Source organism: Terrabacter sp. GCM10028922, assembly GCF_042666095.1.
Classification (GTDB): domain Bacteria; phylum Actinomycetota; class Actinomycetes; order Actinomycetales; family Dermatophilaceae; genus Terrabacter.
Genome location: NZ_JBHTFG010000009.1, coordinates 148,765 through 170,930, shown reverse-complemented (window position 1 = coordinate 170,930; position 22,166 = coordinate 148,765). Strand labels below are relative to the sequence as shown.

Below are 22,166 nucleotides of genomic sequence, written 5' to 3'. Positions count from 1 at the left end.
CACTGATCTTAATGCCGGTGCATTCCGATGTGACTTCACTGATGTCCCCCGGAGGCGAAGACTTGACGGCGTGACCACAGCAGCCGCCCTCCTCGCCTTCCTCCCCGTCGCCGTCACCCTCGTCCTCGTGCCGGGCGTCAACAACCTCGTCGTGCTCCGGGAGACCGTGGCCCATGGGCGCGTGGGCGGGTTCGCGGCCATCGGCGGCACGAGCATCGGGATCCTCGCGTGGTCCGCCGCCGTCGCGCTGGGCCTCGGCGCGGTGGCGGTGGACCATCCTCAGGCCTTCGCCTGGCTCCAGGTCGCGGGAGCGGGACTCCTCGTCGCGAGCGGGCTCCGGACCGGCTTGCTCGTCGTTCGCCAGCCGAGAACCCTTGCGCGACAGGCATGCCCGGTGGCCACGACGGTCGGGGGAGCCGCTGGCCCGGACGAGGCCGACGTGCGCCGCACGAGCTTTCGCTCGGCGGCGGTCACCTCGCTGGCCAACCCTCGCTGCCCCGTGACTGCCGTGTCCGTGCTGCCACAGTTCGTCGCACCCGGCTCGGCCGCGGCGATGACCACCATCGCGCTGGGCACCCTGTGGACCCTCGTCGCCGGCGCCTGGAACGTCGTCGGGGTGCTGCTCGCACATCGGGGACGTGGTGTGCTGACGCGGCCGCGGGCCCGCCGGGTCGCCGAGGGCGTCAGCGCGGTTGCCCTCGTCGCGGTGGGCGTGTCGGTCGCGACCGCGGCCTGACCCCACTCCCACCACCCCTGGTTCGATGTATCAGCGCGCGCTCTGGGCCGCGCTGACACATCGAACGGAGAAGACTCCCGGGCTCAGCCGACCTCGGCCGTGTCTGCGGAGGCCACGGCGACCGCCTCGGCCTCAGGCCGGGGCCGGCGACGCGGTCGCAGCACGAGCGCCGCCACTCCGAGCGCGACGAGCGTGAAGGTCGCCGACGTGAAGAAGGCCGGCTCGACCCCCGGCACGAACTGGCCCGGCACGGCCTGCGAGGCGTAGACGCTGACGATGGCGGCGAGGCCAACGGCGCCCCCGAGCTGCTGCGCTGTCTGCAGCAGCCCCGAGACCGTGCCCGCCTGGGCCCGCTCGACACCGCCGAGCACGACGACGGTGACCGGCATGAAGACGAGCGCCGCCGAGACGCCGTTCAGCACCAGCGCGCCGAGGAGATGCGCGGCATACGTGCTCGTCGTCGAGATGCCGCTCAGCCACACGAAGCTCGCAGTGAGCCCGAGCGTGCCGACGAGCATGAGGGGCCGCGGGCCCACCTTGGCGACGAGGCGCGCGCTGACCCGCGAGGTCGCGAAGATCGCGAGGCTCAGCGGGAGGAACGCGGCACCCGTTGCGACGGGGCTGAAGCCGAGGACGAGCTGCAGGTACTGCGTGACGAGGAAGAACGTCGAGAACTGGGCGCCGACGACGAGCGCCATGAGGACGAGCGCTCCGGCACGTGACCGGTCCCGGACCAGACCCAGCGGCAGGAGCGGCGACGCGACCCGGCTCTCGGTGCGTACGAACGCCGCGAGGAGCAGGGCCCCGGCCGCGAACGAGGCGAGCGTCAGGGGCGCGGACCAGCCGCGCTCCGCGGCGCTGATGAAGCCGTGGACGATCGCGACCGACCCGAGCGTCGCGGTGACGGCGCCGACGACGTCGAAGCCACCGCGCACCCGGGGCGTCTCGGCGACGAAGCGGCGGGCCAGAACGAGCACGACCGCACCGATCGGCACGTTGACGAAGAGTGTCCAGTGCCAGCTGACGAAGTCGGTGAGGACGCCGCCGAGAAGCAGCCCGATGGACGCGCCGGCCGAGGACACGGCGGTGAAGAGAGCCAGACCGCGGTTGCGGGCTGCCTCGTTGGGTGCGCTGGTCGTGACGAGGGCGAGCACGCCGGGGGCGGCGAGCGCGGCGCCGACGCCCTGGAGCGTACGGGCGGCGACGAGCCAGCCCGGTGACGTCGCGAGGCCACCGAGCAGGCTCGCAACGGTGAAGACGCCGAGACCGATCTCGAAGCTCCGGAGCCGTCCGAGGACGTCACCGAGGCGGCCGCCGAGGAGCAGCAGGCCGCCGAAGGCGAGGGTGTATGCGTTGAGGACCCACGACAGCCCGGCGGGCGAGAACCCGAGGTCGGTCTGGATGTGTGGGAGCGCGACGTTCACGACGGTCGCGTCCAGCACGAGCATGAGCTGGGCCACGAGGACGATGCCGACACCGATGCCTGCGCGTCGGGCAGCGCGGTCCTGCGTGGGTGCGCCGGGTGACCCGGCGGTGGGCCCGGTGGCTGATGCGGTGGCTGGTGGTGCGGTGGCTGGTGGTGTGGGCGTGGTGGTGCTGGTCGACATCTGGGCCTCAGGATTCGTAGGTCTGGGACGGGTGGGACGTCTCGCGGGTGAACGGGTCGCGTGCCATCGGCGTGAAGGCCGTGGCGCGGCCGCGACCGGCGCTCGAGGCGCGGTTGACGAGCGGTGCGCGGTGGGTCGTCGCGAGGTGCGAACGGTGCAGGCGCAGGGCCTGTCGCGTGGGCTGGATCGTGGTGTTCATGGCTGCCTGACTCCTCTGTGGCGACGGTCGGCGCTAGGATTAGCGGAGAACCACTCCGGTTCTGCCTGACCTACAATACGGAGACAGCCTCCGTTTTCGCAAGGGAGTTTCTCGTGACGCCTGCCGACATCGGCAAGGTGACGCTCGATCCGTCGCCGGGATCCATTGCTGCCCAAGGGGATCCGGCAGCCGCAGACCCGTCGGAAACTCGCGAGAAACCGGTGCGGCCGATGCGCGCCGACGCCCGCCGCAACTACGACAAGATCCTCGCGACGGCCCGCATCGTCTTCACCGAGCGCGGCACCGACAGCTCCCTCGACGAGATCGCCAAGCGCGCGGGCGTCGGCCCGGGCACGCTCTACCGCCACTTCCCCACCCGCGCCGCGCTCGTCGACGCCCTCATGCAGGACTGGACCGACCGGGTGGCCGCCGACGCCGACGCCGCGATCGCGACGGGGCAGCCTGCGCGTGAGATGCTGCTCGGCTGGTTCGAGCACTTCATCGACCACATCACCCTGCACCGCGGCGCTGCGAGCAAGATCTGCGCCGCCATGGACGACCCCGCGTCCCCGATGTACCGCAAGTGCCGCGTCATGGGCGAGGCCAACCGGCGCGTCATCGAGCACCTCGACGCCCGCGGCGAGCTGCGCCCCGGCGTCGACCCCGCCAACGTGATGCGCCTGGTGAGCGGCGTGGCGAGCGTCGCCGACACGAGCCACGCGGACCTCGACGTGCGCCCGATGCTCGAGGTCGTCGTCGACGGGATCGTCCGCGCCTGACGCGAAGCCGTCGCAGCGACTCCACGGGTGCAAAGTGCCCACTCGACCCCCCAGATGGTCGAGTGGGCACTTTGCACCGGGCCGACGCCTCGCCGGGACTGCACAGTCGTTGGCCCCTCGACGGTCCCCGGGCTCGGCAGGTCAGCTCAGCAGTGCGGCGAGACCGGTGTCGCCGCGACGTCGCCGGCCACCGCGGATGTCGTACGAGTCGAGGACCAGCTCCGCGAGCTCGCGCCGGTCGAGACGGTCGAGGCGTGCCCACATCGTGACGCGGTGGCGGAAGGTGTCGATCCGCACGAACGTCTCGCTGCGGTCGGCGAGCGCCTGACCGGTGTCCATCTCGCCGGTCCACACCTGCACGAGCTCGCGACCGTCGTCATCGAACCTCAACCGCGCGAACGTATGCCGTCCGGCGTACCAGGCGGCCGACCCCTCGTGAGCGATCCCGGCCTCCGCGCCCGGTAGCCGTCCGGCCAGCTCGTCCACATCGGCCCACGTCGCCATAGCGCCTCCTCCGGAGAAGGCTAGACCCGGAACCGGAGCAGACACTGGCCTCTCGACCGTCACGACCCCGCGGAAGGTGGCCTTTCGACGGGTGGCACCCCGCGGAAGGTGGCCTCTCGACGGGGAGGGCCGGTCAGTGGAAGGTGACGGGCCTGCCGGCCTGCATCGCGGCATACGCCTCTGGGTCGGCCTCCAGCATCGCGCGGCGTGCCCGGCGCCGGTAGCGCAGCATCTGCACGAGGCCGAGCGCCCAGACCGGGTACTGCACGGCCATCGCCGCCCGGAAGGCGTCGACGTCCCACGTCGACGGGCCGGCCGGTGCGACCCGGTCGAGCACGACACCGACGAGCGCGACCGCGGTGAGCGTCGCGATGAAGCCACCGGTGTTGACGATGCCCGAGGCGCTGCCGATGCGGGTCGGCGGGTTGAAGGTGCGCGCGAGGTCGAAGCCGATCATCGAGCCGGGACCGCCGATCGCGATGAGCACGACGAGGGCGACGAGCAGCCACAACGGCGCCCGACCTGGCCACAGCAGCACGACGGTCCAGGCCACGATGGCCGCGGCGACGATCCACAGCACGAGCGTGCTGCGCGAGAACGGGTAGCGCATCGTCAGCGTGCCGATGACCGGGCTCGAGATGACCGTCGTGACGACCATGACCATGAGCATGACGCTGGCCGTGGCCGGCGAGAGCCCCTGCCCCGCGACGAGGAACGGGAAGCCCCACAGCATCGTGAACATGTTCGCCGCGAACTGGGACGTGAAGTGGGTCCACAGGCCGAGCCGCGTGCCGGGCACGAGCCACGCGGCACGCAGGGTGCGGGCGATGGCTCGCAGCCGCAGCTCGTCGCGGTGGTGGTCGGCGTAGGGGCTGTCTCTCACGACGAGCACGAGCGCGACGCCGGTGACGACGCCGAAGGACGCGGCGACGGCATACGACGGCGTCCATCCGAAGCGGTCGAGCGCGGCCGCGAGGGGGCCCGCGGCGGCCAGCGCGCCGACCTGCCCGACCACCCCGGTCAGCTGCGTCACCATCGGCGTGCGCCGCGGCGAGAACCACAGGGCAACGAGGCGCAGCACCGAGATGAACACCATCGCGTCGCCCATGCCGAGCAGCACTCGGCAGACGAGCGCGGCGGGGAACGACTCGACGAAGGCGAAGCCGAACTGTGCCGCGGTGACGAGGGTCAGGCCGACGCCGAGCAGCCGCTTGCTGCCGTAGCGGTCGAGCAGCGCGCCGACGGGCAGCTGCATGCCGGCGTAGACGAAGAGCTGGACGATCGTGAAGGTCGACAGCTGCGCGCTGCTGATGCCGAACCGATCGGCCGCCTCCAGACCGGCGACGCCGAGCGACGTGCGGTGGAAGACGGCGAGGACGTAGACGCCGATCGCCGCCACCCAGACCGCCCGGGCTCGACGTCCGTCGAGGGCGAAGCGTTGGCCGGGCGGGGTCGTGCTCGTCATACGGTCAGCGGGCTCCTCAGCTCGCCCCGGTCGCGACGTTCTTCGCCGCCGGTGCCTTGGGCACGCAGTCCACGATCGCCTTGGCGACGGTCTTGCTCATGTCCGGCTGGAAGACGCTCGGGATGATGTAGTTCGGGTTGAGCTGCTCGTCGGTGACGACGGACGCGATGGCGTCGGCCGCCTTGATGAGCATCTCGGTCGTCACGTCGGTCGCGCGCGCATCGAGCAGGCCACGGAAGACGCCGGGGAACGCCAGGACGTTGTTGATCTGGTTCGGGTAGTCGCTGCGGCCGGAGGCGACGACCGTGGCGCGCTGCGTCGCCTCGTAGATGTCGACCTCGGGGTCGGGGTTGGCGAGCGCGAAGACGATGCGCTTGTCGGCCATCTCCTCGATCCACTCAGGGCGCAGGATGTTCGGTGCGCTGACTCCGATGAAGACGTCGGCGCCCTGGAGGCCGTCGCGCAGGGTGCCGGTGAGGCCGCGCGGGTTGGTCTTCTCGGCGAGCGAGCGCCAGGCGGGCGTCAGGGTGTCGTCGGCCTTGTTGAGCAGGCCGATGCGGTCGGAGACGGTGACGTCGGTGGCGCCGGCCGCGATGAGCAGCTGGACGATGGCCGAGCCGGCCGCACCACCGCCGGAGACGACGATCTTGGCGTCGGGCAGCTTCTTGTCGGTGATCCGCAACGCGTTCTTGAGGGCCGCCAGCACGACGATGGCTGTGCCGTGCTGGTCGTCGTGGAAGACGGGGATCGACAGGCGCTCGCGCAGCTTGGCCTCGATCTCGAAGCATCGCGGCGCCGCGATGTCCTCGAGGTTGATGCCGCCGAAGCCGGGGGCGATGAGCTCGACGGTGCGCACGATCTCGTCGACGTCGGTCGTGTCGATGCAGATGGGCCACGCGTCGATGTCGGCGAACCGCTTGAAGAGTGCGGCCTTGCCCTCCATGACAGGCAGCGCCGCCTGCGGGCCGATGTTGCCGAGGCCGAGAACGGCGGACCCGTCGGTGACGACGGCCACCGAGTTGCCCTTGATGGTCAGCCGGGGCACGTCCTCAGGGTGCTCGAAGAGCGCCTGGCTCACGCGGCCGACACCCGGCGTGTAGGCCATCGCGAGGTCCTGGCGGTTGCGGAGGTTGACCTTGCTCTCGACGGAGATCTTGCCGCCGAGGTGGAGCAGGAAGACTCGGTCGGAGACCTTGTGCACGCGCACGCCCTCGAGCGTCTCGATGGCGTCGACGATCTCGCCGGCGTGGTCGGCGTCAGAGGCCGAGCAGGTGAGGTCGATGACGAGGCGGTCGGGGTGCGAGTCGACGATGTCGAGGGCCGTGGTGATGCCGCCACCATCGGCCACCTTCATCGCGAGCGCGCCGATGACCGCTGGGTCGGTGCCGGCGTGGATTCGCACCGTGATCGAGTAGGAGGCTGTGGTTGCGCGGGCACGTTGGATCGACTCAGTCACCGGGCCATCGTCCCACGATCCGAGAAGCACCCCCGCCATGGTCCGAGGACCGATCAGTAACAAGCAGCACAGCCACCCGACCGCCATCCCGGCAACCCGCCTGACAGAACGCGTCTCGCGCGGGGCGGTCAACCGGCTCGACGAGCCGGGGTCGCCCTACACTCGGACCTGCACAGGGATCCGGCGTGACCTGATGGGCGGGTAGGCACGCACCCGCTGTCGCGCACCCCGCGACCAGGACCGGAGCCGCCCTGTGTCACCGATCGACTCGTACCGCCATCTCCTCGGCCTCACCGGCCGCACCTACATCGTGGTCGCCTTCCTCGCCCGGCTGCCGCTCGCGATGAGCCAGCTCGGCGCCCTCCTGCTCGTGTCGGACGCGACCGGCAGCTACGGTGCCGGCGGCTTCTGCGCCGGCGCACTAGCGGTCGCGAACGCCGTCGGCGCACCCTTCTGGGGTGCGCGGGCGGACCGCCTCGGGCAGCGACGCGTCGTGGCCTTCCAGTCCCTCGCTGGCGCGGCCGGCCTGCTCGGCATCCTCGTGGTCGTCGGCGCCGACCTCCCGTGGGGTGTGGCCGCGGTCGCGAGCGGGGTCGCCGGTCTGCTGCTGCCGCAGATCGGTCCGCTCGCCCGGGTGCGCTGGCGGCCGATCACGGCCGGCTCGGGCTCGCGTCAGCACCGGCTCGTCGACGCCGCCTTCTCCTACGAGGGGGCGGCCGACGAGGCCTCCTTCGTGCTCGGTCCGGCGCTCGTCGGACTCGGGGTCTCGGTCGCGAGCCCCACCGTCGCCCTGGCCCTGGCCGCGACCGCGCTCTGCGTCTTCGGCACGTGGTTCGCGCTCCACGAGACGGCCACCGTCACGCACGCGGTCACCGCCCGTTCCCATGGCGCCGTCGGCCCTCTGCTCACGCCGGCGCTCGTCGTGCTCTGCGGCGCGCAGCTGCTGGTCGGCACCGTCTTCGGCTCCGTGCAGACCGGCACGTCGGTGCTCGCCACCACGGCCGGCTCCCCCGGCCTCACCGGCTACTTCCATGCGCTGCTGGGGGTCGGCAGCGTCATCGCCGGGCTCGCGGTCGCTGCGCTGCCTGCGTCCTTCCGGCTTCCGGCCCGGCTGCGCTGGTTCGCCGCCGGCCTGCTCGCTCTGTCGGCGCCCCTGCTGCTCGTCGGGTCGCTGGCCGCGCTCGTGCCGGTGCTGCTCGTCCTCGGCTGCACCATCGCGCCCTACATGATCACGACCTTCACGCTCGCGGAGCGGGTCACACCGGCGTCGCGCACGGGCGCCGCCATGACGGTCCTCGCCGCCGCGACAGGCCTCGGCTACGCCGTCGGCGCAGCCCTCGCCGGCCGGCTGGCCGACTGGGGAGGCCACACCCCGGCGTATGCCGTCACAGTCGGCGCCGGCGTCGCCGCGGTGCTCATGTCGTGGGCGTGCGGCCGCGTCCTCACCCGGGCCGGCACCGAGCCGTTGGCCGAGCAGGTCCCGACACCGTGACACCATCCACCCGCGTCAGGGCCCGCGACCGGAGCCGAGGCCGGTCGGGTGGTCGGCGAAGGGCGGGGTCAGTCGGTGGCTGACGACGGGACTAGGCGGAGGCGCATCGCGGGCCAGGCGGTCGGCCTGAAACCGAGCTCCTCGTAGAGCCCGGCTCCCTCGCCCGTCGCGAAGAGCTCGACGACGCTCGCGTCCGTCTCGTCGCGGAACCAGTCGAGCACCCCGAGGACGCACGCCCGGGCTAGGCCGCGGCGCCGAGCCTCCGGCTGCGTGGCGACGTTGTTGAGCACTCCCCAGACGCCGTTCGGGTTGACGGGCGACGGCGTCTCGAACCGCAGACCACCCATCGCGCCTGCGACGACCCGCCCGCCCGGGTCCACGGCGACGACGGCGCACGCCCGCGGACTGCCCAGCTCGCGCTCGAACCACTCGACGGCCGCCCGGCGCCAATCGGTGGCGTCGACGCCGGCCACACCCATCGCCGAGAACATCAGGGCACGCAGTTCCACCACGGCCCGGCTGTCGGCAGCGGTCGCGCGACGAACTGTCCACTCGCTCAATGCGACCCACCGTCCGAGGACGCGATGACATACGGGTGGTCGGCGACGGCATACGCGAGGAGCTGCTCGGCACAGGTCACGCGGACACTGTGCCAGAGCCGTCTGGACGGGCCGTGACCGCCGGGCCCGGCGACGGTGACGGGTCCGGCGGCAGCAGGAGGACCGACCGCGCGATCGGTCAGCTGGCGTCCCCTTCGGGCCCTGCATACCGGCGCCTGCGCGGGATGGTTCGAGTCGGTGCTTGCCATCCGTCGCGCGAGACGGTTTGATCTCCCGAGGCTAGGGCTTCACCCGCGCGAGCGCGAGCCGTTCGGGGGCGCCACGCAGAGCCTCCGAAAAACAATTGCCACAAATTTCGCGAAACCGCATACAGCGGGGCACAGCTTGACTAACGTCACATCTGTAACACCCCCACGGCTGGCACGCACCCCCCCCATCCGCACCAGCCTCGAAGGAGCCCGGCCTGCGCGCGCAGGCGGGCTCCTTCGTCATTCCCGGACAGCCCGTCGTCAGCCGCTACGGGCCGCGACCGCCTGCCACAGCACCACGGCCGCCGCCGCTGACCCGAGAAGGGCCAGCGCGTACACGCTCGCGTTGATGAGACGATCGTGCGCCTTGAGCCTGAGCCCGTCGAAGAGCGTGTAGCGGAAGCGTTGCGCCCAGTGCAGGAGCGAGAGCACGCAGACGCCGAGCAGGACGAGGGCGGTCAGCGGGTGCCCGAGGAGGCCGAGCAGGCGGTCACGCCCGGGCTCCTCGATCCAGCCCAGCGGCACCGCCAAGGCGAAGAGGAAGACCAGCGCCGGGAGGAACAGGGCCGACATCACGCCGCCCGCGCTGAACAGCAGCCACAGGACCGGCTCCATCGTCCGCCTGGCCACCTAGCGGGTCACCACCAGGACGACGACCAGCGCGGTGACCACGACCCACGCGGCATAGGCGCCTCCGGCGATCGCCACCGGAGGCACCCGCTGCCCACGCAGCTTCACGACGGTTGCGGCGGGGGTGAGGTTGAACCACGTGACGGAGTGGAGCAGGAGGAAGGCCAGCGTGACGACGTTGATGACCACGACCCAGGGGATCGCCGCCCAGTCGAGGAAGGCTGCATACTCGGCGCCTCCCTGCGCGAGCGCGCGGACCAGCAGGAGCAGGAAGGCCACCGACCACGCCACGAAGATGCTGCTGAGCTCGCGCAGCACGAAGAACACATAGCTGCGACGGCGCAGCCACCACAGCCGGCTGATCTCGGGGCGGTAGGCCGGCCGGGTCTGCTGGGTCGGTTCGCTCATCGCGGCCCCCGCGGGAGGACGAACGACCTCAGGGACTGCAGGGCGGCGGTGAGCTTGTACCGCTGGATGGCTCCCGCCGGGTCGACACCCTTCGGGCAGGCGCGGGTGCACTCACCGACGAACGTGCACCCCCAGATGCCCTCGGGGTGGATGAGCAGGTCCATCCGGACGTCGGCGCCCTCGTCGCGCGAGTCGAGGTTGTAGCGCTGCGCGAGGGCGATGGCGGCCGGACCCACGAACTCCGGGTCCAGCCCGTAGACGGGGCAGGCGGAGTAGCACAGCATGCAGTTGATGCACATGCTGAACTGCGAGTAGTCCGCGAGCTGCTCGGGCGTCTGCAGGTACTCGCCCTCCTCGACCGGCTTCTCCTGCCCACGCACGATCCACGGGCTGACCTGCGGGAGCTTGCGCATGAAGTCGCCGATGTCGACGACGAGGTCGCGGATGACCGGGAAGTTGGCGAGCGGCTCGACGCGGACCGGTCCGGGGGCGTAGTCCACGAGGAACGTCGCGCACGTGAGCCGAGGCTCGCCGTTGACGGTCATGCCGCAGCTGCCGCAGATGCCCATCCGGCACGACCAACGGTAGGACAGGCTCCCGTCGAGGTAGTCCTTCACGTGGTTCAGCCCGTCGAGCACCGCCCAGTCCCGCCGCAACGGGACCTCGAACTCCTCGACGGTCGGCTCGCTCTCGCGGTCCGGCCGGTACCGCGCCACCTCGAGCGTGATCGTGTCAGCCATCGCTCACCTCCCATAGACCCGTTCTCCGGGTGGCCATCGGGTGAGGGTCACCGGCAGGTACTCGACCTTGTGCGCGCCCGCCTCGCCACGGTGGACCAGTGAGTGGGCGAGGTAGCTCTCGTCGTCGCGGGCCGGGAAGTCCAGGCGCTGGTGCGCACCCCGGGACTCCTCGCGCCTCAGGGCGGCGGCGATGATCGCCTCGGCCACGTCGAGCATGTTCGACAGCTCCAGGGCCGCGACGACCTGGGTGTTGAACGCGCGGCTGTGGTCGTCGACGGCCATCGACTCGGAACGCTCCTGCAGCTCGCGCAACGTGGTCACACCCTCGATGAGCGAGTCCTCGGTGCGGAAGATCCCGGCGCTGTCCTCCATCGCCTGCTGCATCGCCGTCCGGAGACCGGCGATCGACTCGCGGCCGTCCGCGCGGTCCCTGAGCCCACTCGTGAGGCGACGCTCCTCGTCGCGGGCCTGAGCCGCCACGGACGCTCCGGGGTCGGGTGCTCCCGCGGCGTACAGGGCGGCTGCGCGGCCCGCGCGCGCCCCGAAGACCAGGCACTCGGGGAGGGAGTTGGAGCCCAGGCGGTTGGCCCCGTTGATGCTCACACAGGCCACCTCGCCCGCGGCGTACAGGCCGGCCAACGGCGTCGCACCGTCGATGTCCGTGTGGACCCCGCCCATCATGTAATGCACCACAGGGCGCACCGGCACGAGCTCGCGGACGGGGTCGATGTTCTCGTACTTGAGGCAGAGCTCGCGCACGAAGGGCAGCTTCGTGTCGATCAGCTTCTCGCCCAGGTGCCGCAGGTCGAGGTGCACGACCGGACCGTAGGGCGAGTCGAGGGTCCGGCCCTTCTCCTCCTCGTGCACGAACGCCTGCGAGAGGCGGTCGCGTGGGCCGAGCTCCATGCTGCGCAGCACCGGCTCGGCGGTGGGCGTGCCGAGGTCGTAGTCCTGCAGGTAGCGGTAGCCGTCCTTGTTGAGCAGCCAGCCGCCCTCCGCGCGGGCGGCCTCGGTGATGAGGATGCCGGTGAACGGCAGACCCGTCGGGTGGTACTGCACGAACTCCATGTCCTTGAGCGGCACCCCGGCACGCCACGCGAGGGCCATGCCGTCCCCCGTGTTGATGTTCGCGTTCGTGGTGAACGGGAAGACGCGCCCGCAGCCACCGCCCGCGAGGATGACCGCCTTGGCCGTGATCGCGGCGATCCGGCCCGTGGCCAGCTCGAGGGCGACGACACCCTGCACCCGGTGGTCGTCGACGAGCAGCTGCGTGACGAACCACTCGTCGTACCGGTCCACCTCGGAGTACTTCAGCGACGTCTGGAACAGCGTGTGCAGCATGTGGAAGCCGGTCTTGTCGGCGGCGAACCATGTCCGCTTCTTCTTCATGCCGCCGAACGCGCGCACCGCGATGTGGCCGTCCGGCTGCCGGCTCCACGGGCAGCCCCAGTGCTCGAGCTGCAGCAGCTCACGGGGCGCCTCCTGCACGAAGGCCTCCACCGCGTCCTGGTCGCACAGCCAGTCGCTGCCCGAGACCGTGTCGTAGGCGTGCTCGTCGAGGCTGTCATCGCTCGCGACCGCCCCCGCGGCGCCACCTTCGGCGGAGACCGTGTGGCTGCGCATCGGGTAGACCTTCGAGACGACGGCGACCCGAAGCTCAGGATTGATCTCGGCGATGGCGATGGCGGCCCGCAGGCCCGCGGCACCGCCTCCGATGACGAGGATGTCGTGGTCGGCGCGCATGTCGGGTCCGCCGCCTCACTCGCCGCGAAGCTCTTCGTCGAGCAGGACCTTGCCGCTGTGGTGGGTCACTCGGTGACGGGTGCTGCCGTCGTGGAAATCGTCGCGGTAGTCGAGGCAGCCGCACCCGTAGTGGATGTGCTCGACACGCATCCCTTCGTCGTCGTCGTCGTGGAAACGCGTGCCGTCGACGACGGAGCCGCACGGGGCCGTCTCACCGGAGAAGCTCGTTCTCGCCGCCACCGCGCACCGCCCTTCGCGCACCTGTCTCCAGAATGCTCCCGACATCGCAGGATGGGAAGGGCTCGTACGCTCCCCTGGCCTCGGTGAACGCCCTGGCGGCGTCCTCGGCCGGCCGCGCAGCGAAGGGAGCCTCGCGCTCGCCGGATACGTTGAGGGCATGCGTCGAGAAGACTGGGACCGCGAGGCAGCCACGTTCGACCACGACCCGGACCATGGTCTGGCCGACCCACTGGTTCGAGCGGCGTGGCGCGAGCTGCTCGTCGGCGTGCTCCCGCATCCACCGGCTCGGATCGTCGACCTTGGTTGCGGCACAGGCACGCTCACGCGCCTACTTGTCGACGAGGGTCACGCGGTCGACGGCATGGACATCTCGCCGGAGATGATCTCCCGCGCGCGGGCAAAGGTGCCCGAGGCACGCTTCGTCGTCGGCGACGCGGCCCGTCCCGCAATCGAGCCGCAGTCCTACGACGTGGTGCTGAGCAGGCATGTGCTGTGGGCGATGCCGGAACCGGCGGAGGCCTTCGCTCGGTGGGCGGAGCTGCTCAGACCCGGTGGGATCGCGGTTCTGGTCGAAGGGCGGTGGGCCACCGGAGCGGGGCTTTCCGCCGAGGCCACCGAGTCGATCGTCCGAACGGCCTGCACCGAGGTCGACGTGGTGCACCTTTCCGACTCGATGTACTGGGGCAGGCAGATTGCGGACGAGCGGTACCTGGTCGTCGGCCGCTGCTAGTCAGTGAGGTGCATGACCGTGGACGTGATGTGCGGTGAGGCTCCTCCGGGCTTCGTGCGGGTGGGCGGGGTAGGCATGCACCACCGCGGCTGCGAGCTTCGCCGTCGTGCGGACGAGCTCCGTCTCGGCCAGGTGCGCGAGTGCGTGCGCGTCGCGCAGTGTGGTGGCGGCGTCGATGTCGAGCTCGGCCTCGGCGTGGATCTCGTGACCGATCCAGCGCATCCGCAGCCCGCGGACGGCAGTGACACCAGGGACGCTGGCCAGGGTCATCTCGCCGGCTCGGACGAGCTCAGGGTCGATGCCGTCCATGAGACGGCGGAACACGTCACGGGCCGCGGTGCGCAGCACCATGACGATGGCCACCGTGATGACCAGGCCGATGACCGCATCAGCCCACGCCCAGCCGACTGCGACGCCGGCGGCGCCGACGAGCACCGCCAGGGAGGTGAAGCCGTCGGTGCGCGCGTGGTGCCCGTCGGCGACCAGGGCGGCCGATCCGATCGCGCGGCCCTCGCGGATGCGGAACACCGCGACGGCCTCGTTGCCCAGGAAGCCCAGAAGGCCGGCCAGTGCGACCCAGCCGACGTTCTCGACGGGGGCCGGGTTGAGCAGACGGTCGACGGCTTGCCATCCGGCCAGCAGCGCCGACAGCGCGATCATCGCGATGACGAACAGCCCGGCGAGGTCTTCGGCCCGCCCGTACCCGTAGGTGTAGCGCTTGGTGGCGGCGCGGCGACCCAGCACGAACGCGATCCACAGCGGTATGGCCGTCAGGGCGTCCGAGAAGTTGTGGATGGTGTCGGCCAAGAGAGCGACGGAGCCTGAGAAGTACACGATGACCAGCTGGGCGACCGCCGTGACGCCCAGCAGTACGAGGCTGATCTTCACTGCTCGGATGCCGCGGGTGCTGGACTCCAGGGCGGCGTCGATGGAGTCGGCCGAGTCGTGCGAGTGCGGCGTGAACGCGTGGGTCAGGCTCGCCCACAGCCCCACCCTGTGCTCGTGGCCGTGGGGTGCGCGGTGCCCGTGGTCGTGGTTGCCGTGGCCGTGCTGGTGGTCGTCGCGGGTGCTCATCGGGTCCGGTCCTTGCTGATCGCGGTGACGGCCGAGACTGTCGAGCGGTGGTGTGGGGGGATGCCGTCGGAGGCGTGTTCTGCGTTCTCGATGGCATCGCGCACCAAGCTGGCGATGTGGTCGTTCTCGACCCGGTAGAACACCTGGTTGCGGTCACGGCGGGTGCGCACCATGCGGGCCATCCGCAGCTTGGCAAGGTGCTGGGAGACCGCGGGGGGCGGCTTGCCGACTGCCTCGGCGAGCTCGTTCACCGACAGCTCGGACTCGCGCAGGGCCCAGAGCAGTCGGATGCGCGTCCCGTCGGCGAGCATCCGGAAGATCTCCACGGCGAGCTCGACCTGCTCATCGGGCACCTGGCGATCCTGCGCACCTGCGTTCATACGCAGATAGTAGCCCTGGCGGGCAACAGAAAGGCCCCCGCCTCTGGTGAGAAGGGGGCCTGACCGTGTTGCGCGGAGCCGCTTATCGGAATCGAACCGATGACCTATTCATTACGAGTGAATCGCTCTGGCCGACTGAGCTAAAGCGGCTGGTCGTGACCGGCGCGACGAGCGCGACCGAGCACGGAGGTTGAGTATACGCAGGACCCTTGCCGGAGGAAAATCGCCCGCTGGAGTGGCGTCAGAAGAGCCATCGGCGCTGGCGTCGGCAGTCGGTCAGGAGCCGCACGTGTACTCGTCCTCAGGTGCGAGGAACCGGGCAAGGTAGTCCTCGACGACCTCGTCGGCGCAATCGTTGCCGGTGCCGTAGGCCCCATGGCCGTCGGTCGAGACGGTGACGAGCCGAGAGCGCACGATCTCGGCGGAGAGCGCCGCGGTGTCCTCGATCGGGGTGGTCAGGTCGTCCTCGTTGCCGATGACGAGCACGGGTGTCGGGACATCCGCACCGACGAGCACGGTCTGGCGCAGGGAGCCCGTCCACCCGTCGCAGGCGGCGGGCAGAGGTGGCTCGACGCGCGCCCAGAGCGGGTGGTTGTCGAGCACGTCGCGGCTCGGTACGACGGTGTCCCACGGGCTCGGCGGCCAGTCAGCACAGGCCACGAGCAGGTGCGAGCGCCCGAACGTCGTGGCGGGATAGGTCCCGTCCTCGTCGCGGTCGGTGACCACCATGGCGAACCACGCGAGGTCCTCGGCATCGTCCTCGTTGATCGCGAGGTCCAGCGCGTCGACGAGATCGGGCCACGAGTCCGGCTCGCCCAGGCCCAGACGGATCGCCGTGCTCACCCAGCCCTCGGTGAGCAGCGGCAGGCTGTTGTAGCCGGTCTCGAGCGGCTTGTGGTCCAGCCGGTCGAGGAAGTCGACGAGGGTTCGCGCGACAGCTTCGGCGTCCTTGCCGAGTGGGCACGCGATGCTCGACCCGCAGTCGGTGGCGAAGTCGTCGACGACGTCGTCGAAGTCGTACGCCCAGCCGCGCGCCGCCGCGTCGACCGCCTGCTGCGTGGGCTGCTCCTGGTCGAGGGCATCGGGCAGGACGGCGGAGTCGAGGACCACGAGGCCGACGCGCGAGGTAAAGAAGTCGGCGTAGATGGCGCCGATCATCGTGCCGTAGCTGACGCCGTAGTAGTTGAGCCGCTCGTCTCCGACCGCCGAACGCAGGATGTCGAGGTCGCGGGCGACCGACTCGGACCCCATGTGGGCCGCGAGCGGCCCGCCGCGGGCGAGGCAGCGGCGGTTGCGCTCGGCGGGAGCGCGGCGGAGAGCGGCGCGTTCTGCGGCCGTGTCGGGGGTCGGGTCCGCCGCATACGCGGCATCGAGGTCGGCGTCGCTGAGGCACTCGACCGGGTCGGACTCCCCCATCCCCCGCGGGTCGAAGCCGATGACGTCGTAGCGCTCGCGGACAGCATCCCCGAAGAAGTACGGGGCCTCGTCGGCGAAGTCCACGCCGGACCCGCCGGGACCGCCGGGGTTGATGAAGAGCGAGCCGATCCGCTCGGCCGGCACTGAGGCCTCGAGCCGGCGCAGCGCGATCGACGTCGTGCCACCGGCCGGGTCGGCGTAGTCCACCGGCACGGTGACGGCGCCACAGTCGAAGAGGTCGTCGTCGTCGCACGAGTGCCACGAGACGGCCCTGCCGTAGAACGCCGCGAGCTCGGCCGGCTCTTCGGCGACCTGTCCGGTGAAGGAGATCTTCGTCGTCGCCGGCCGGTCGCGCTCCGCGTCCTCGCCGTCGGCGTTCGCGGGCCCCGAGGACCCGGCACCCGGTGTGGCGGTGCCACCGGACGCGGTCGGCGGCGGCTCGGCGGGTCGGTGGGACGGCGCGACCGCGAGCACGAAGAGGGCCGCGAGGACCGCGGCGGAGAGGAAGGGCGCGAGCAGTCGGCTCAGCAGGTCGTGCCGTCGGCCGGCGCCGTCCCCCTGAGCAGGTACCCGTCCACGGCGGAGTCCACGCACGAGTTGCCAGCGTAGTAGGTGCCGTGTCCGTCGTGGTCGGAAGTGAGAAGAACGCCCGATGCGAGGTCCTTCGCGAGCTGCTTCGTGCCACCGATGGGTGTCGCGGGGTCGCGTTCGTTGCCGATGACGAGGATGGGGTCGGCGCCGACGCCGAGCGTCGTGCCCTTCGGGGTGCGCCCGCCCGTGGGCCAGGTGCGGCAGTTGTCGTAGAGCTCGCCCGTCATCCGCGCCCACAGGGGGTGGTCGCGTCTGGCCTTCGCCTGGGCGGCGCCGAGCGACGGGTCCGAGGACGCGCGCGGCCAGTCGGCGCACCGCACCGGGATCATCGCCTGCAGGTAGGTGCCGGGCGAGTAGGCGCCGCTGATGCTGCGCTCGACCACCGACATGCCCTTGGCGAGCAGGATGTCGCCCCTGCCCGTGAGCGCCTGGGCCAGTCCCTTGTTGAGCGTGGGCCACGACCTGTCGGAGTAGAGGCACATGAAGATCGAGAAGCCGACCCAGCCCTCCCCGATGCGGGTCAGACCGGGCTTGTTCGTCGTGAGGCCGTGGCGCTCGACGTCGTCGAGCAGGTCGACGATCTTCTGCCGGGCTCCGGCCTTGTCCCTGCCGAGTGCGCAGTCGCGGCGCGCGACGCACCAGTCGATGAAGGCGTCGATCGAGGACTCGAAGCCCTGGATGTCGTAGGCCATCTCCTGTCCCTCGGTCTGGTTCGGCGACATGGCCGAGTCCAGGACCATCCGGCCGGCCTTCGCCGGGAACAGGTCGGCGTAGACCGCGCCGAGGAACGTGCCGTAGGAGCCGCCGAAATAGTTGAGCTTCTCGTCGCCGACGAGCACGCGCAGGACATCCATGTCGCGGGCCACCTCGCTCGTGCCCATGTGCCGGGCCCGGTCTCCGCCGCGCTCGGCGCAGCGCTTCGTCACGCCGTCGACGTCAGCGAGCAGCTTCGAGCGCTCGGCCGCGGAGTCCGGCGTCGGGTCGGCGCTGAAGAGCAGGTCCATGTCCGAGTTGGTGAGACACGCGACCGGGCTGGACCCGCCGATGCCCCGAGGGTCGAAGCCGACGATGTCGTAGGAGGCCCGCACGGCCGGCGAGAAGGCGAACGACGCGTACTGCGCGTACTGCACCCCGGAGCCGCCGGGACCGCCCGGGTTGATGACGAGGGAGCCGAGGCGCTTCGAGGGGTTGGTGGCCGGGGCCTTGCGCAGCGCCAGGGTGAAACGGTCACCTGAGGGCTTCGCGTAGTCGACCGGCACCTCCATCTCCCCGCACTGGTGCCTGGCGTTGTCGGGGCACGGTGACCAGTCGATCGTCTGCGTGTAGAAGGTGGCCAGCTCGGCCGGGTAGTCCTTCGTCACGGTGCGGCTCGGCGTCGACCCCGGCGACTGCGACCCGCTCGCGCCCGGTGCCGTCAGGGGCACCTGGGGCTGGGCGACCGGGGGCGGGCTGCCGATGCGCCACGCCGCGAGGACGACCGCGAACACGACCGCGGCGACGGCGACCGAGGCGAGCACCGTGCGCAGCGGCGAGCGTGGCGGGGTGGCGTACGCGCCCGGTTGGGGCGGCTGCGCGCCCACGGTCGGCCGGGGGTAGTCCGCCGGCAGGGCGGCATACCCTGTCGGGGCGTCCGGCAGGTCCTCGGGTCGTGGGGGGTCGTTCAGCACTTGAGGCCGTCCTTGGGCACCCGGCCCTGCACGTAGTACGCGTCGATGGCGCTGTCGACGCACGTGTTGCTCCGACCGTACGCCGTGTGACCGTCGCCGTCGAAGGACACGAGGACCGCGTTGTCGAGCTGGTCGCGCAGGCGCACCGACCACTCGTAGATCGTCGCGGGGTCGCGGGTCGTGCCGACGACGACGATGGGGTCGCTGCCGGCCGCCTTGACGGTGTGCGGGCCGACCGCCGACTTCACCGGCCACACGCCGCACGGCAGGGCGCCCCACGCGAGGGTGGCTCCCCACGTCGGCGCCTTGGCCGCGAAGTCCTTGGCGTACGTCTCGTATGCCGGCAGGTCGGGGCTGTCGGGTCGGTCGAGGCAGTTGACGGCGAAGATCGACTCCATGAGGTTGCCGTCGTAGCCGCCTCCCGGACGACGGTTGGCGTAGGAGTCGGCGAGGGCCATGAGCGTCTGACCGCTGCCCGACTGCGCCTCCTTGAGGGCGTCGGTGAGGAACCCCCAGGCCCCCTGGTCGTAGAGTGCGACGGCGACGCCGAGGCGGGCCCAGCCCTCGGTCAGCCGCGGCGCGCTCGGGTCGCCCGTTGGGAGGGGGTTGCGGTCGACCTGCGCGAAGAACTCCTCGAGCCCCTTGCGCGCCTCCTCCGGCGTGCTGCCGAGCGGACACGTCGACTCGGTGACGCAGTCCTCGAGGTAGGCCTGCGTCGCGATCTGGAAGCCGCGGGCCTGACCTGCTCCGAGCTCGGCGCTCGTGAGGTCGGGCGGCACGACCCCGTCAAGGACGACCCGCCCGACGCGCTGCGGGAACAGGTCGGCGTAGGTGGACCCGAGGAACGTGCCGTAGGACTTGCCGAGGTAGTTGAGCTGGGAGTCGCCGAGCGCGGCCCGAAGGATGTCCATGTCGCGGGCGGCGTCGGCGGTCGAGACGTGCTTGACGAGGTCCGGCGCGTCGGCCTGGCAACCGGCGGCCATCGCCTTCGCCTGGGTCAGCAGGGCCTGCTCCTCGGTCGCGTCGTCAGGTGTCGGGTCGGTCGACAGGAACCGGTCGAGAGCCCGGTCGTCGAGGCAGTCGATCGGGTCGGAGCTCGCGACACCGCGGGGGTCGAAGCCGACGAGGTCGTAGTAGCGGCGCACCTCGGGGCCGCCGATGGTCTGGGCACCTCCGCGGACGTAGTCGATGCCGGACGCACCGGGCCCGCCGGGGTTGACGAGGAGCGAGCCGAGACGCTTGGACTGGTCGCGCGCCTTGACCCGCGCGACCTTGATCGTGAGGTCTTTGGACGGATCGGGAGCGGCGTGGTCGAGAGGGACGCGCAGGCCGGCACACTCGAGGCTGCCGCACTTCTTCCACTCGAGCTTCTGCGTGTAGTAGGGCGTGAGAGCCTGGGTCGGAGCAGCCGTCACGGCCGGAAGCCCCGTCTTCGTGGCCGGCGCGACCGGTGGCTCGGACGTCGTGCACGCCGCCGTGGCCAGCACCAGAGCCGTCGTCGCCACGGTGGCGGTGAGGGCACGGGCGATGGCGGCAGGGCGTGTCGTCATGCCCGAAACCGTAACTGGTCGACCTGTATGGGACCGCGCCCGAGTCCGGGTCGTGACCGCATCGAGGCCGGACCCGGATGCTGATCCGGACTCGTGCGTCGACGTCCGGAGCCGGCGGAGGCGCGAGGCCTCAGATGCCGAGGTCGCGCGGCACCCGCAGCTGCAGCGCCATCGCCTCGAGGGCCAGCAGCGGTGGCACGTTGGCGTTGATGCGCTCACGCGCCTCGTTGATGGCGTCCATGGCGGCCAGCAGCTGCTCGGGACCGAAGACGCCGGCGAGAGCGCGCACCTTGTCGACGGCGTCGGGGTTGACGAGGTCGACGTCGGAGCGCAACCGCAGGACGAGGGCGTCGCGGTAGACCGACGTGAGGTCCACGAGTGCCCGGTCGACGACGTCGCGGGCGTAGCGGGTGGCCCGCGTCTTCTGCTCGCGCTCGAGCGCCGCCAGCTGCGAGCGGATGTGAGGCGGCTGGGTGCGGGCCGCGGGGTCGGCACCGAGCGTCTCCATCAGCCGGCCGCGCTCGGCGGCGTCGCGCTCGGCACCGGACGCGCTCGACTCCTCGTCGGCGATCTGGGCCAGGTCGGCGGCCGCGCCGATCGCGTCACCGACGCCGAGGATCTTCGTCGCCATGGCGATGACGTCGCGGCGGCGGATCCGGGCCTGCTCGTCGCGAGCCAGGCGGCGGGCCAGACCGACGTGGGACTGCGCGGCGCGGGCGGCATACAAGGCCATGGCGGGGTCGACCCCGTCGCGGCGCTGGAGCAGCTCGGCGACGGCCTCGACCGGCGGCGTGCGCAGACGCACGTGCCGCGAGCGCGAGCGGATGGTGACGATGACGTCCTCGAGGCTGGGCGCACACAGCATCCAGACGGTGCGCGGCGTCGGCTCCTCGAGCGCCTTGAGCAGGGCGTCGGCCGGGGCGTCGGTGTAGGCGGTGAGGCGGTCGGCGTCCTCGATGATGATGATGCGCCAGCGGCCCACCGACGGGCGCAGCGCCGCCTCCTGCACCAGAGCCCGGGCCTCGGCGACCTTGATCGACAGCCCCTCCGTGGCCACGACCTTGACGTCGGCGTGGCTGCCGTCGAGGGCCGTGCGGCACTCGCGGCACTCGCCGCACCCGCCGTCGGGGCACTGCAGGGCGGCGGCGAACGCGCGGGCCGCTGTCGACCGGCCGGAGCCGGGCGGTCCGGTGAAGAGCCAGGCGTGGGTCATGGCGGACTCGTCACGCACCGCGCGCGACAGCGTCTCGATGGTGGGCTCCTGACCGACGAGGTCGTCCCAGACGGTCATGCCCGAGCCGCCGTCACGCGGTCGACGCCGTCGACGACGGCGGCATGGAGGTGCTCGACGGACCTGCTCGCGTCGAGCACGAGGTAACGCTCGGGGTCCTGCGCGGCGAGCTCGAGGTAGCCGCGTCGCACGGCAGCGTGGAAGGCGTCGGCCTCGGACTCGAGCCGGTCGTGGACGTCGCCGCGACGCTGGCGACCCACCTCGGGCGTGACGTCGAGAAGGATCGTCAGGTCGGGCAGCAGACCCCCGACGGCCCAGTGCTGCAGGTCCGTGATCTCGCTCGGGCCGAGCTCCCGGCCGGCGCCCTGGTAGGTGATCGCGCTGTCGACGTAGCGGTCGGTGATGACCACCTTGCCCTCGGCGAGGGCCGGACGGATGAGCTGGTCGACGTGGTGGGCCTTGTCGGCCGCGAAGAGCAGGGCCTCGGCCCGCGCCGAGACGTGGTCACCGTGCAGCACGAGCTCGCGGATCTGTGCGCCGAGGGGGGTGCCGCCGGGCTGGCGGGTCACGAGCACCTCGCGCCCGCGCTGCTCGAGCGCGTCGGTGAGCAGGCGAACCTGGGTCGACTTGCCCGCACCGTCACCGCCCTCGAAACAGACGAAGAGCCCGGGGGCGGTGTCGACTCGGGGGGTCGCGGCCGCGAGGTTCTCCGTCACGGCC

22 protein-coding genes and 1 tRNA gene are annotated in these 22,166 nt (G+C 71.4%); 4 read left to right on the top strand and 19 right to left on the bottom strand.

Translation table 11 applies throughout. From position 1 onward, the window contains the following. Positions 1-70: 70 nt before the first annotated feature. Positions 71-736: a LysE family translocator gene (locus ACFQU3_RS09605; protein WP_385909073.1), complete on the top strand. Its 666-nt coding sequence runs from the start codon at positions 71-73 to the stop codon at positions 734-736. Between the two features lie 83 nt (positions 737-819). Here the strand turns inward: ACFQU3_RS09605 and ACFQU3_RS09600 are convergent, their stop codons facing one another. Continuing rightward, on the bottom strand, positions 820-2,343 hold the full coding sequence (locus ACFQU3_RS09600; RefSeq protein WP_385909071.1) for an MFS transporter: 1,524 nt from the start codon (positions 2,341-2,343) through the stop codon (positions 820-822). A gap of 7 nt (positions 2,344-2,350) precedes the next feature. Continuing rightward, positions 2,351-2,542, bottom strand: a complete 192-nt coding sequence (locus ACFQU3_RS09595) for a hypothetical protein (protein ID WP_385909069.1) — start codon at positions 2,540-2,542, stop codon at positions 2,351-2,353. Positions 2,543-2,655: 113 nt separating this feature from the next. On the opposite strand from ACFQU3_RS09595, the gene ACFQU3_RS09590 reads away from it, so the two are divergent. Continuing rightward, complete coding sequence (locus tag ACFQU3_RS09590; RefSeq protein WP_385909067.1) at positions 2,656-3,321, top strand: TetR/AcrR family transcriptional regulator; 666 nt, start codon at positions 2,656-2,658, stop codon at positions 3,319-3,321. Between the two features lie 141 nt (positions 3,322-3,462). On the opposite strand, the gene ACFQU3_RS09585 is transcribed toward ACFQU3_RS09590, so the two are convergent. The 3 genes from ACFQU3_RS09585 to ACFQU3_RS09575 all read right to left on the bottom strand — a co-directional run bounded on the left by ACFQU3_RS09585 (position 3,463) and on the right by ACFQU3_RS09575 (position 6,746). Next, positions 3,463-3,825, bottom strand: a complete 363-nt coding sequence (locus ACFQU3_RS09585) for a hypothetical protein (protein WP_385909065.1) — start codon at positions 3,823-3,825, stop codon at positions 3,463-3,465. A 133-nt stretch (positions 3,826-3,958) separates the two neighbouring features. Then, entirely contained in the window at positions 3,959-5,290 is a 1,332-nt protein-coding gene (locus ACFQU3_RS09580; protein WP_385909063.1) for a nitrate/nitrite transporter, read from the bottom strand. A gap of 16 nt (positions 5,291-5,306) precedes the next feature. Beyond that, a complete protein-coding gene (locus ACFQU3_RS09575; RefSeq protein WP_385909061.1) occupies positions 5,307-6,746 on the bottom strand; it encodes an NAD-dependent malic enzyme in 1,440 nt (479 codons plus the stop codon). 253 nt (positions 6,747-6,999) lie between these two features. Between ACFQU3_RS09575 and ACFQU3_RS09570 the strand changes: the two genes are divergently transcribed. Then, complete coding sequence (locus ACFQU3_RS09570; RefSeq protein ID WP_385909059.1) at positions 7,000-8,238, top strand: MFS transporter; 1,239 nt, start codon at positions 7,000-7,002, stop codon at positions 8,236-8,238. A 68-nt stretch (positions 8,239-8,306) separates the two neighbouring features. Here ACFQU3_RS09570 and ACFQU3_RS09565 read toward each other — a convergent pair whose 3' ends face one another. The 6 genes from ACFQU3_RS09565 to ACFQU3_RS09540 form a co-directional block, all read right to left on the bottom strand. Continuing rightward, complete coding sequence (locus ACFQU3_RS09565; protein ID WP_385909057.1) at positions 8,307-8,750, bottom strand: GNAT family N-acetyltransferase; 444 nt, start codon at positions 8,748-8,750, stop codon at positions 8,307-8,309. A gap of 557 nt (positions 8,751-9,307) precedes the next feature. After that, a complete protein-coding gene (locus ACFQU3_RS09560; RefSeq protein WP_385909055.1) occupies positions 9,308-9,661 on the bottom strand; it encodes a fumarate reductase subunit D in 354 nt (117 codons plus the stop codon). A gap of 15 nt (positions 9,662-9,676) precedes the next feature. After that, positions 9,677-10,084, bottom strand: coding sequence for a hypothetical protein (locus ACFQU3_RS09555; protein WP_385909053.1), 408 nt, complete (start codon positions 10,082-10,084; stop codon positions 9,677-9,679). Next, positions 10,081-10,824 carry a succinate dehydrogenase/fumarate reductase iron-sulfur subunit gene (locus ACFQU3_RS09550; RefSeq protein ID WP_385909051.1) on the bottom strand — a complete coding sequence of 248 codons (744 nt, stop codon included), beginning with the start codon at positions 10,822-10,824 and terminating at the stop codon, positions 10,081-10,083. The genes ACFQU3_RS09555 and ACFQU3_RS09550 overlap by 4 nt, the downstream gene beginning before the upstream one ends. A 3-nt stretch (positions 10,825-10,827) precedes the next feature. Further along, entirely contained in the window at positions 10,828-12,567 is a 1,740-nt protein-coding gene (gene frdA / locus ACFQU3_RS09545; protein ID WP_385909049.1) for a fumarate reductase (quinol) flavoprotein subunit, read from the bottom strand. Between the two features lie 15 nt (positions 12,568-12,582). Beyond that, positions 12,583-12,807, bottom strand: a complete 225-nt coding sequence (locus ACFQU3_RS09540) for a hypothetical protein (protein ID WP_385909047.1) — start codon at positions 12,805-12,807, stop codon at positions 12,583-12,585. Between the two features lie 157 nt (positions 12,808-12,964). On the opposite strand from ACFQU3_RS09540, the gene ACFQU3_RS09535 reads away from it, so the two are divergent. Beyond that, positions 12,965-13,537: a class I SAM-dependent methyltransferase gene (locus ACFQU3_RS09535; RefSeq protein WP_385909045.1), complete on the top strand. Its 573-nt coding sequence runs from the start codon at positions 12,965-12,967 to the stop codon at positions 13,535-13,537. Here ACFQU3_RS09535 and ACFQU3_RS09530 read toward each other — a convergent pair whose 3' ends face one another. The 8 genes from ACFQU3_RS09530 to tmk all read right to left on the bottom strand — a co-directional run bounded on the left by ACFQU3_RS09530 (position 13,538) and on the right by tmk (position 22,162). Next, positions 13,538-14,611 (bottom strand): cation diffusion facilitator family transporter, encoded by a 1,074-nt coding sequence (locus ACFQU3_RS09530; RefSeq protein WP_385909043.1) that lies wholly within the window; start codon positions 14,609-14,611, stop codon positions 13,538-13,540. Further along, complete coding sequence (locus ACFQU3_RS09525; RefSeq protein ID WP_385909041.1) at positions 14,608-14,991, bottom strand: ArsR/SmtB family transcription factor; 384 nt, start codon at positions 14,989-14,991, stop codon at positions 14,608-14,610. The genes ACFQU3_RS09530 and ACFQU3_RS09525 overlap by 4 nt, the downstream gene beginning before the upstream one ends. Positions 14,992-15,067: 76 nt before the next feature. Then, a tRNA-Thr gene (locus tag ACFQU3_RS09520) sits at positions 15,068-15,141 on the bottom strand. A 126-nt stretch (positions 15,142-15,267) separates the two neighbouring features. Next, on the bottom strand, positions 15,268-17,001 hold the full coding sequence (locus ACFQU3_RS09515; RefSeq protein ID WP_385909039.1) for an alpha/beta hydrolase: 1,734 nt from the start codon (positions 16,999-17,001) through the stop codon (positions 15,268-15,270). Next, entirely contained in the window at positions 16,932-18,665 is a 1,734-nt protein-coding gene (locus ACFQU3_RS09510; protein WP_385909037.1) for an alpha/beta hydrolase, read from the bottom strand. The genes ACFQU3_RS09515 and ACFQU3_RS09510 overlap by 70 nt, the downstream gene beginning before the upstream one ends. Beyond that, entirely contained in the window at positions 18,659-20,215 is a 1,557-nt protein-coding gene (locus ACFQU3_RS09505; protein ID WP_385909035.1) for an alpha/beta hydrolase, read from the bottom strand. Before ACFQU3_RS09505 ends, ACFQU3_RS09510 begins: the two co-directional genes overlap by 7 nt. Before the next feature lie 130 nt (positions 20,216-20,345). Then, positions 20,346-21,506, bottom strand: coding sequence for a DNA polymerase III subunit delta' (locus ACFQU3_RS09500; RefSeq protein WP_385909033.1), 1,161 nt, complete (start codon positions 21,504-21,506; stop codon positions 20,346-20,348). Next, positions 21,503-22,162 (bottom strand): dTMP kinase, encoded by a 660-nt coding sequence (tmk, locus tag ACFQU3_RS09495; RefSeq protein ID WP_385909513.1) that lies wholly within the window; start codon positions 22,160-22,162, stop codon positions 21,503-21,505. Before tmk ends, ACFQU3_RS09500 begins: the two co-directional genes overlap by 4 nt. Positions 22,163-22,166: the final 4 nt, after the last annotated feature.

Excerpts from the sequence above, each read along its gene's own strand:
- ACFQU3_RS09600 (WP_385909071.1), bottom strand. The coding sequence starts at position 2,343 with ATGTCGACCAGCACCACCACGCCCACACCACCAGCCACCGCACCACCA.
- ACFQU3_RS09595 (WP_385909069.1), bottom strand. The coding sequence starts at position 2,542 with ATGAACACCACGATCCAGCCCACGCGACAGGCCCTGCGCCTGCACCGT.
- ACFQU3_RS09585 (WP_385909065.1), bottom strand. The coding sequence starts at position 3,825 with ATGGCGACGTGGGCCGATGTGGACGAGCTGGCCGGACGGCTACCGGGC.
- ACFQU3_RS09580 (WP_385909063.1), bottom strand. The coding sequence starts at position 5,290 with ATGACGAGCACGACCCCGCCCGGCCAACGCTTCGCCCTCGACGGACGT.
- ACFQU3_RS09560 (WP_385909055.1), bottom strand. The coding sequence starts at position 9,661 with ATGGAGCCGGTCCTGTGGCTGCTGTTCAGCGCGGGCGGCGTGATGTCG.
- ACFQU3_RS09555 (WP_385909053.1), bottom strand. The coding sequence starts at position 10,084 with ATGAGCGAACCGACCCAGCAGACCCGGCCGGCCTACCGCCCCGAGATC.
- ACFQU3_RS09550 (WP_385909051.1), bottom strand. The coding sequence starts at position 10,824 with ATGGCTGACACGATCACGCTCGAGGTGGCGCGGTACCGGCCGGACCGC.
- frdA (WP_385909049.1), bottom strand. The coding sequence starts at position 12,567 with ATGCGCGCCGACCACGACATCCTCGTCATCGGAGGCGGTGCCGCGGGC.
- ACFQU3_RS09535 (WP_385909045.1), top strand. The coding sequence starts at position 12,965 with ATGCGTCGAGAAGACTGGGACCGCGAGGCAGCCACGTTCGACCACGAC.
- ACFQU3_RS09530 (WP_385909043.1), bottom strand. The coding sequence starts at position 14,611 with ATGAGCACCCGCGACGACCACCAGCACGGCCACGGCAACCACGACCAC.
- ACFQU3_RS09525 (WP_385909041.1), bottom strand. The coding sequence starts at position 14,991 with ATGAACGCAGGTGCGCAGGATCGCCAGGTGCCCGATGAGCAGGTCGAG.
- ACFQU3_RS09505 (WP_385909035.1), bottom strand. The coding sequence starts at position 20,215 with ATGACGACACGCCCTGCCGCCATCGCCCGTGCCCTCACCGCCACCGTG.
- ACFQU3_RS09500 (WP_385909033.1), bottom strand. The coding sequence starts at position 21,506 with ATGACCGTCTGGGACGACCTCGTCGGTCAGGAGCCCACCATCGAGACG.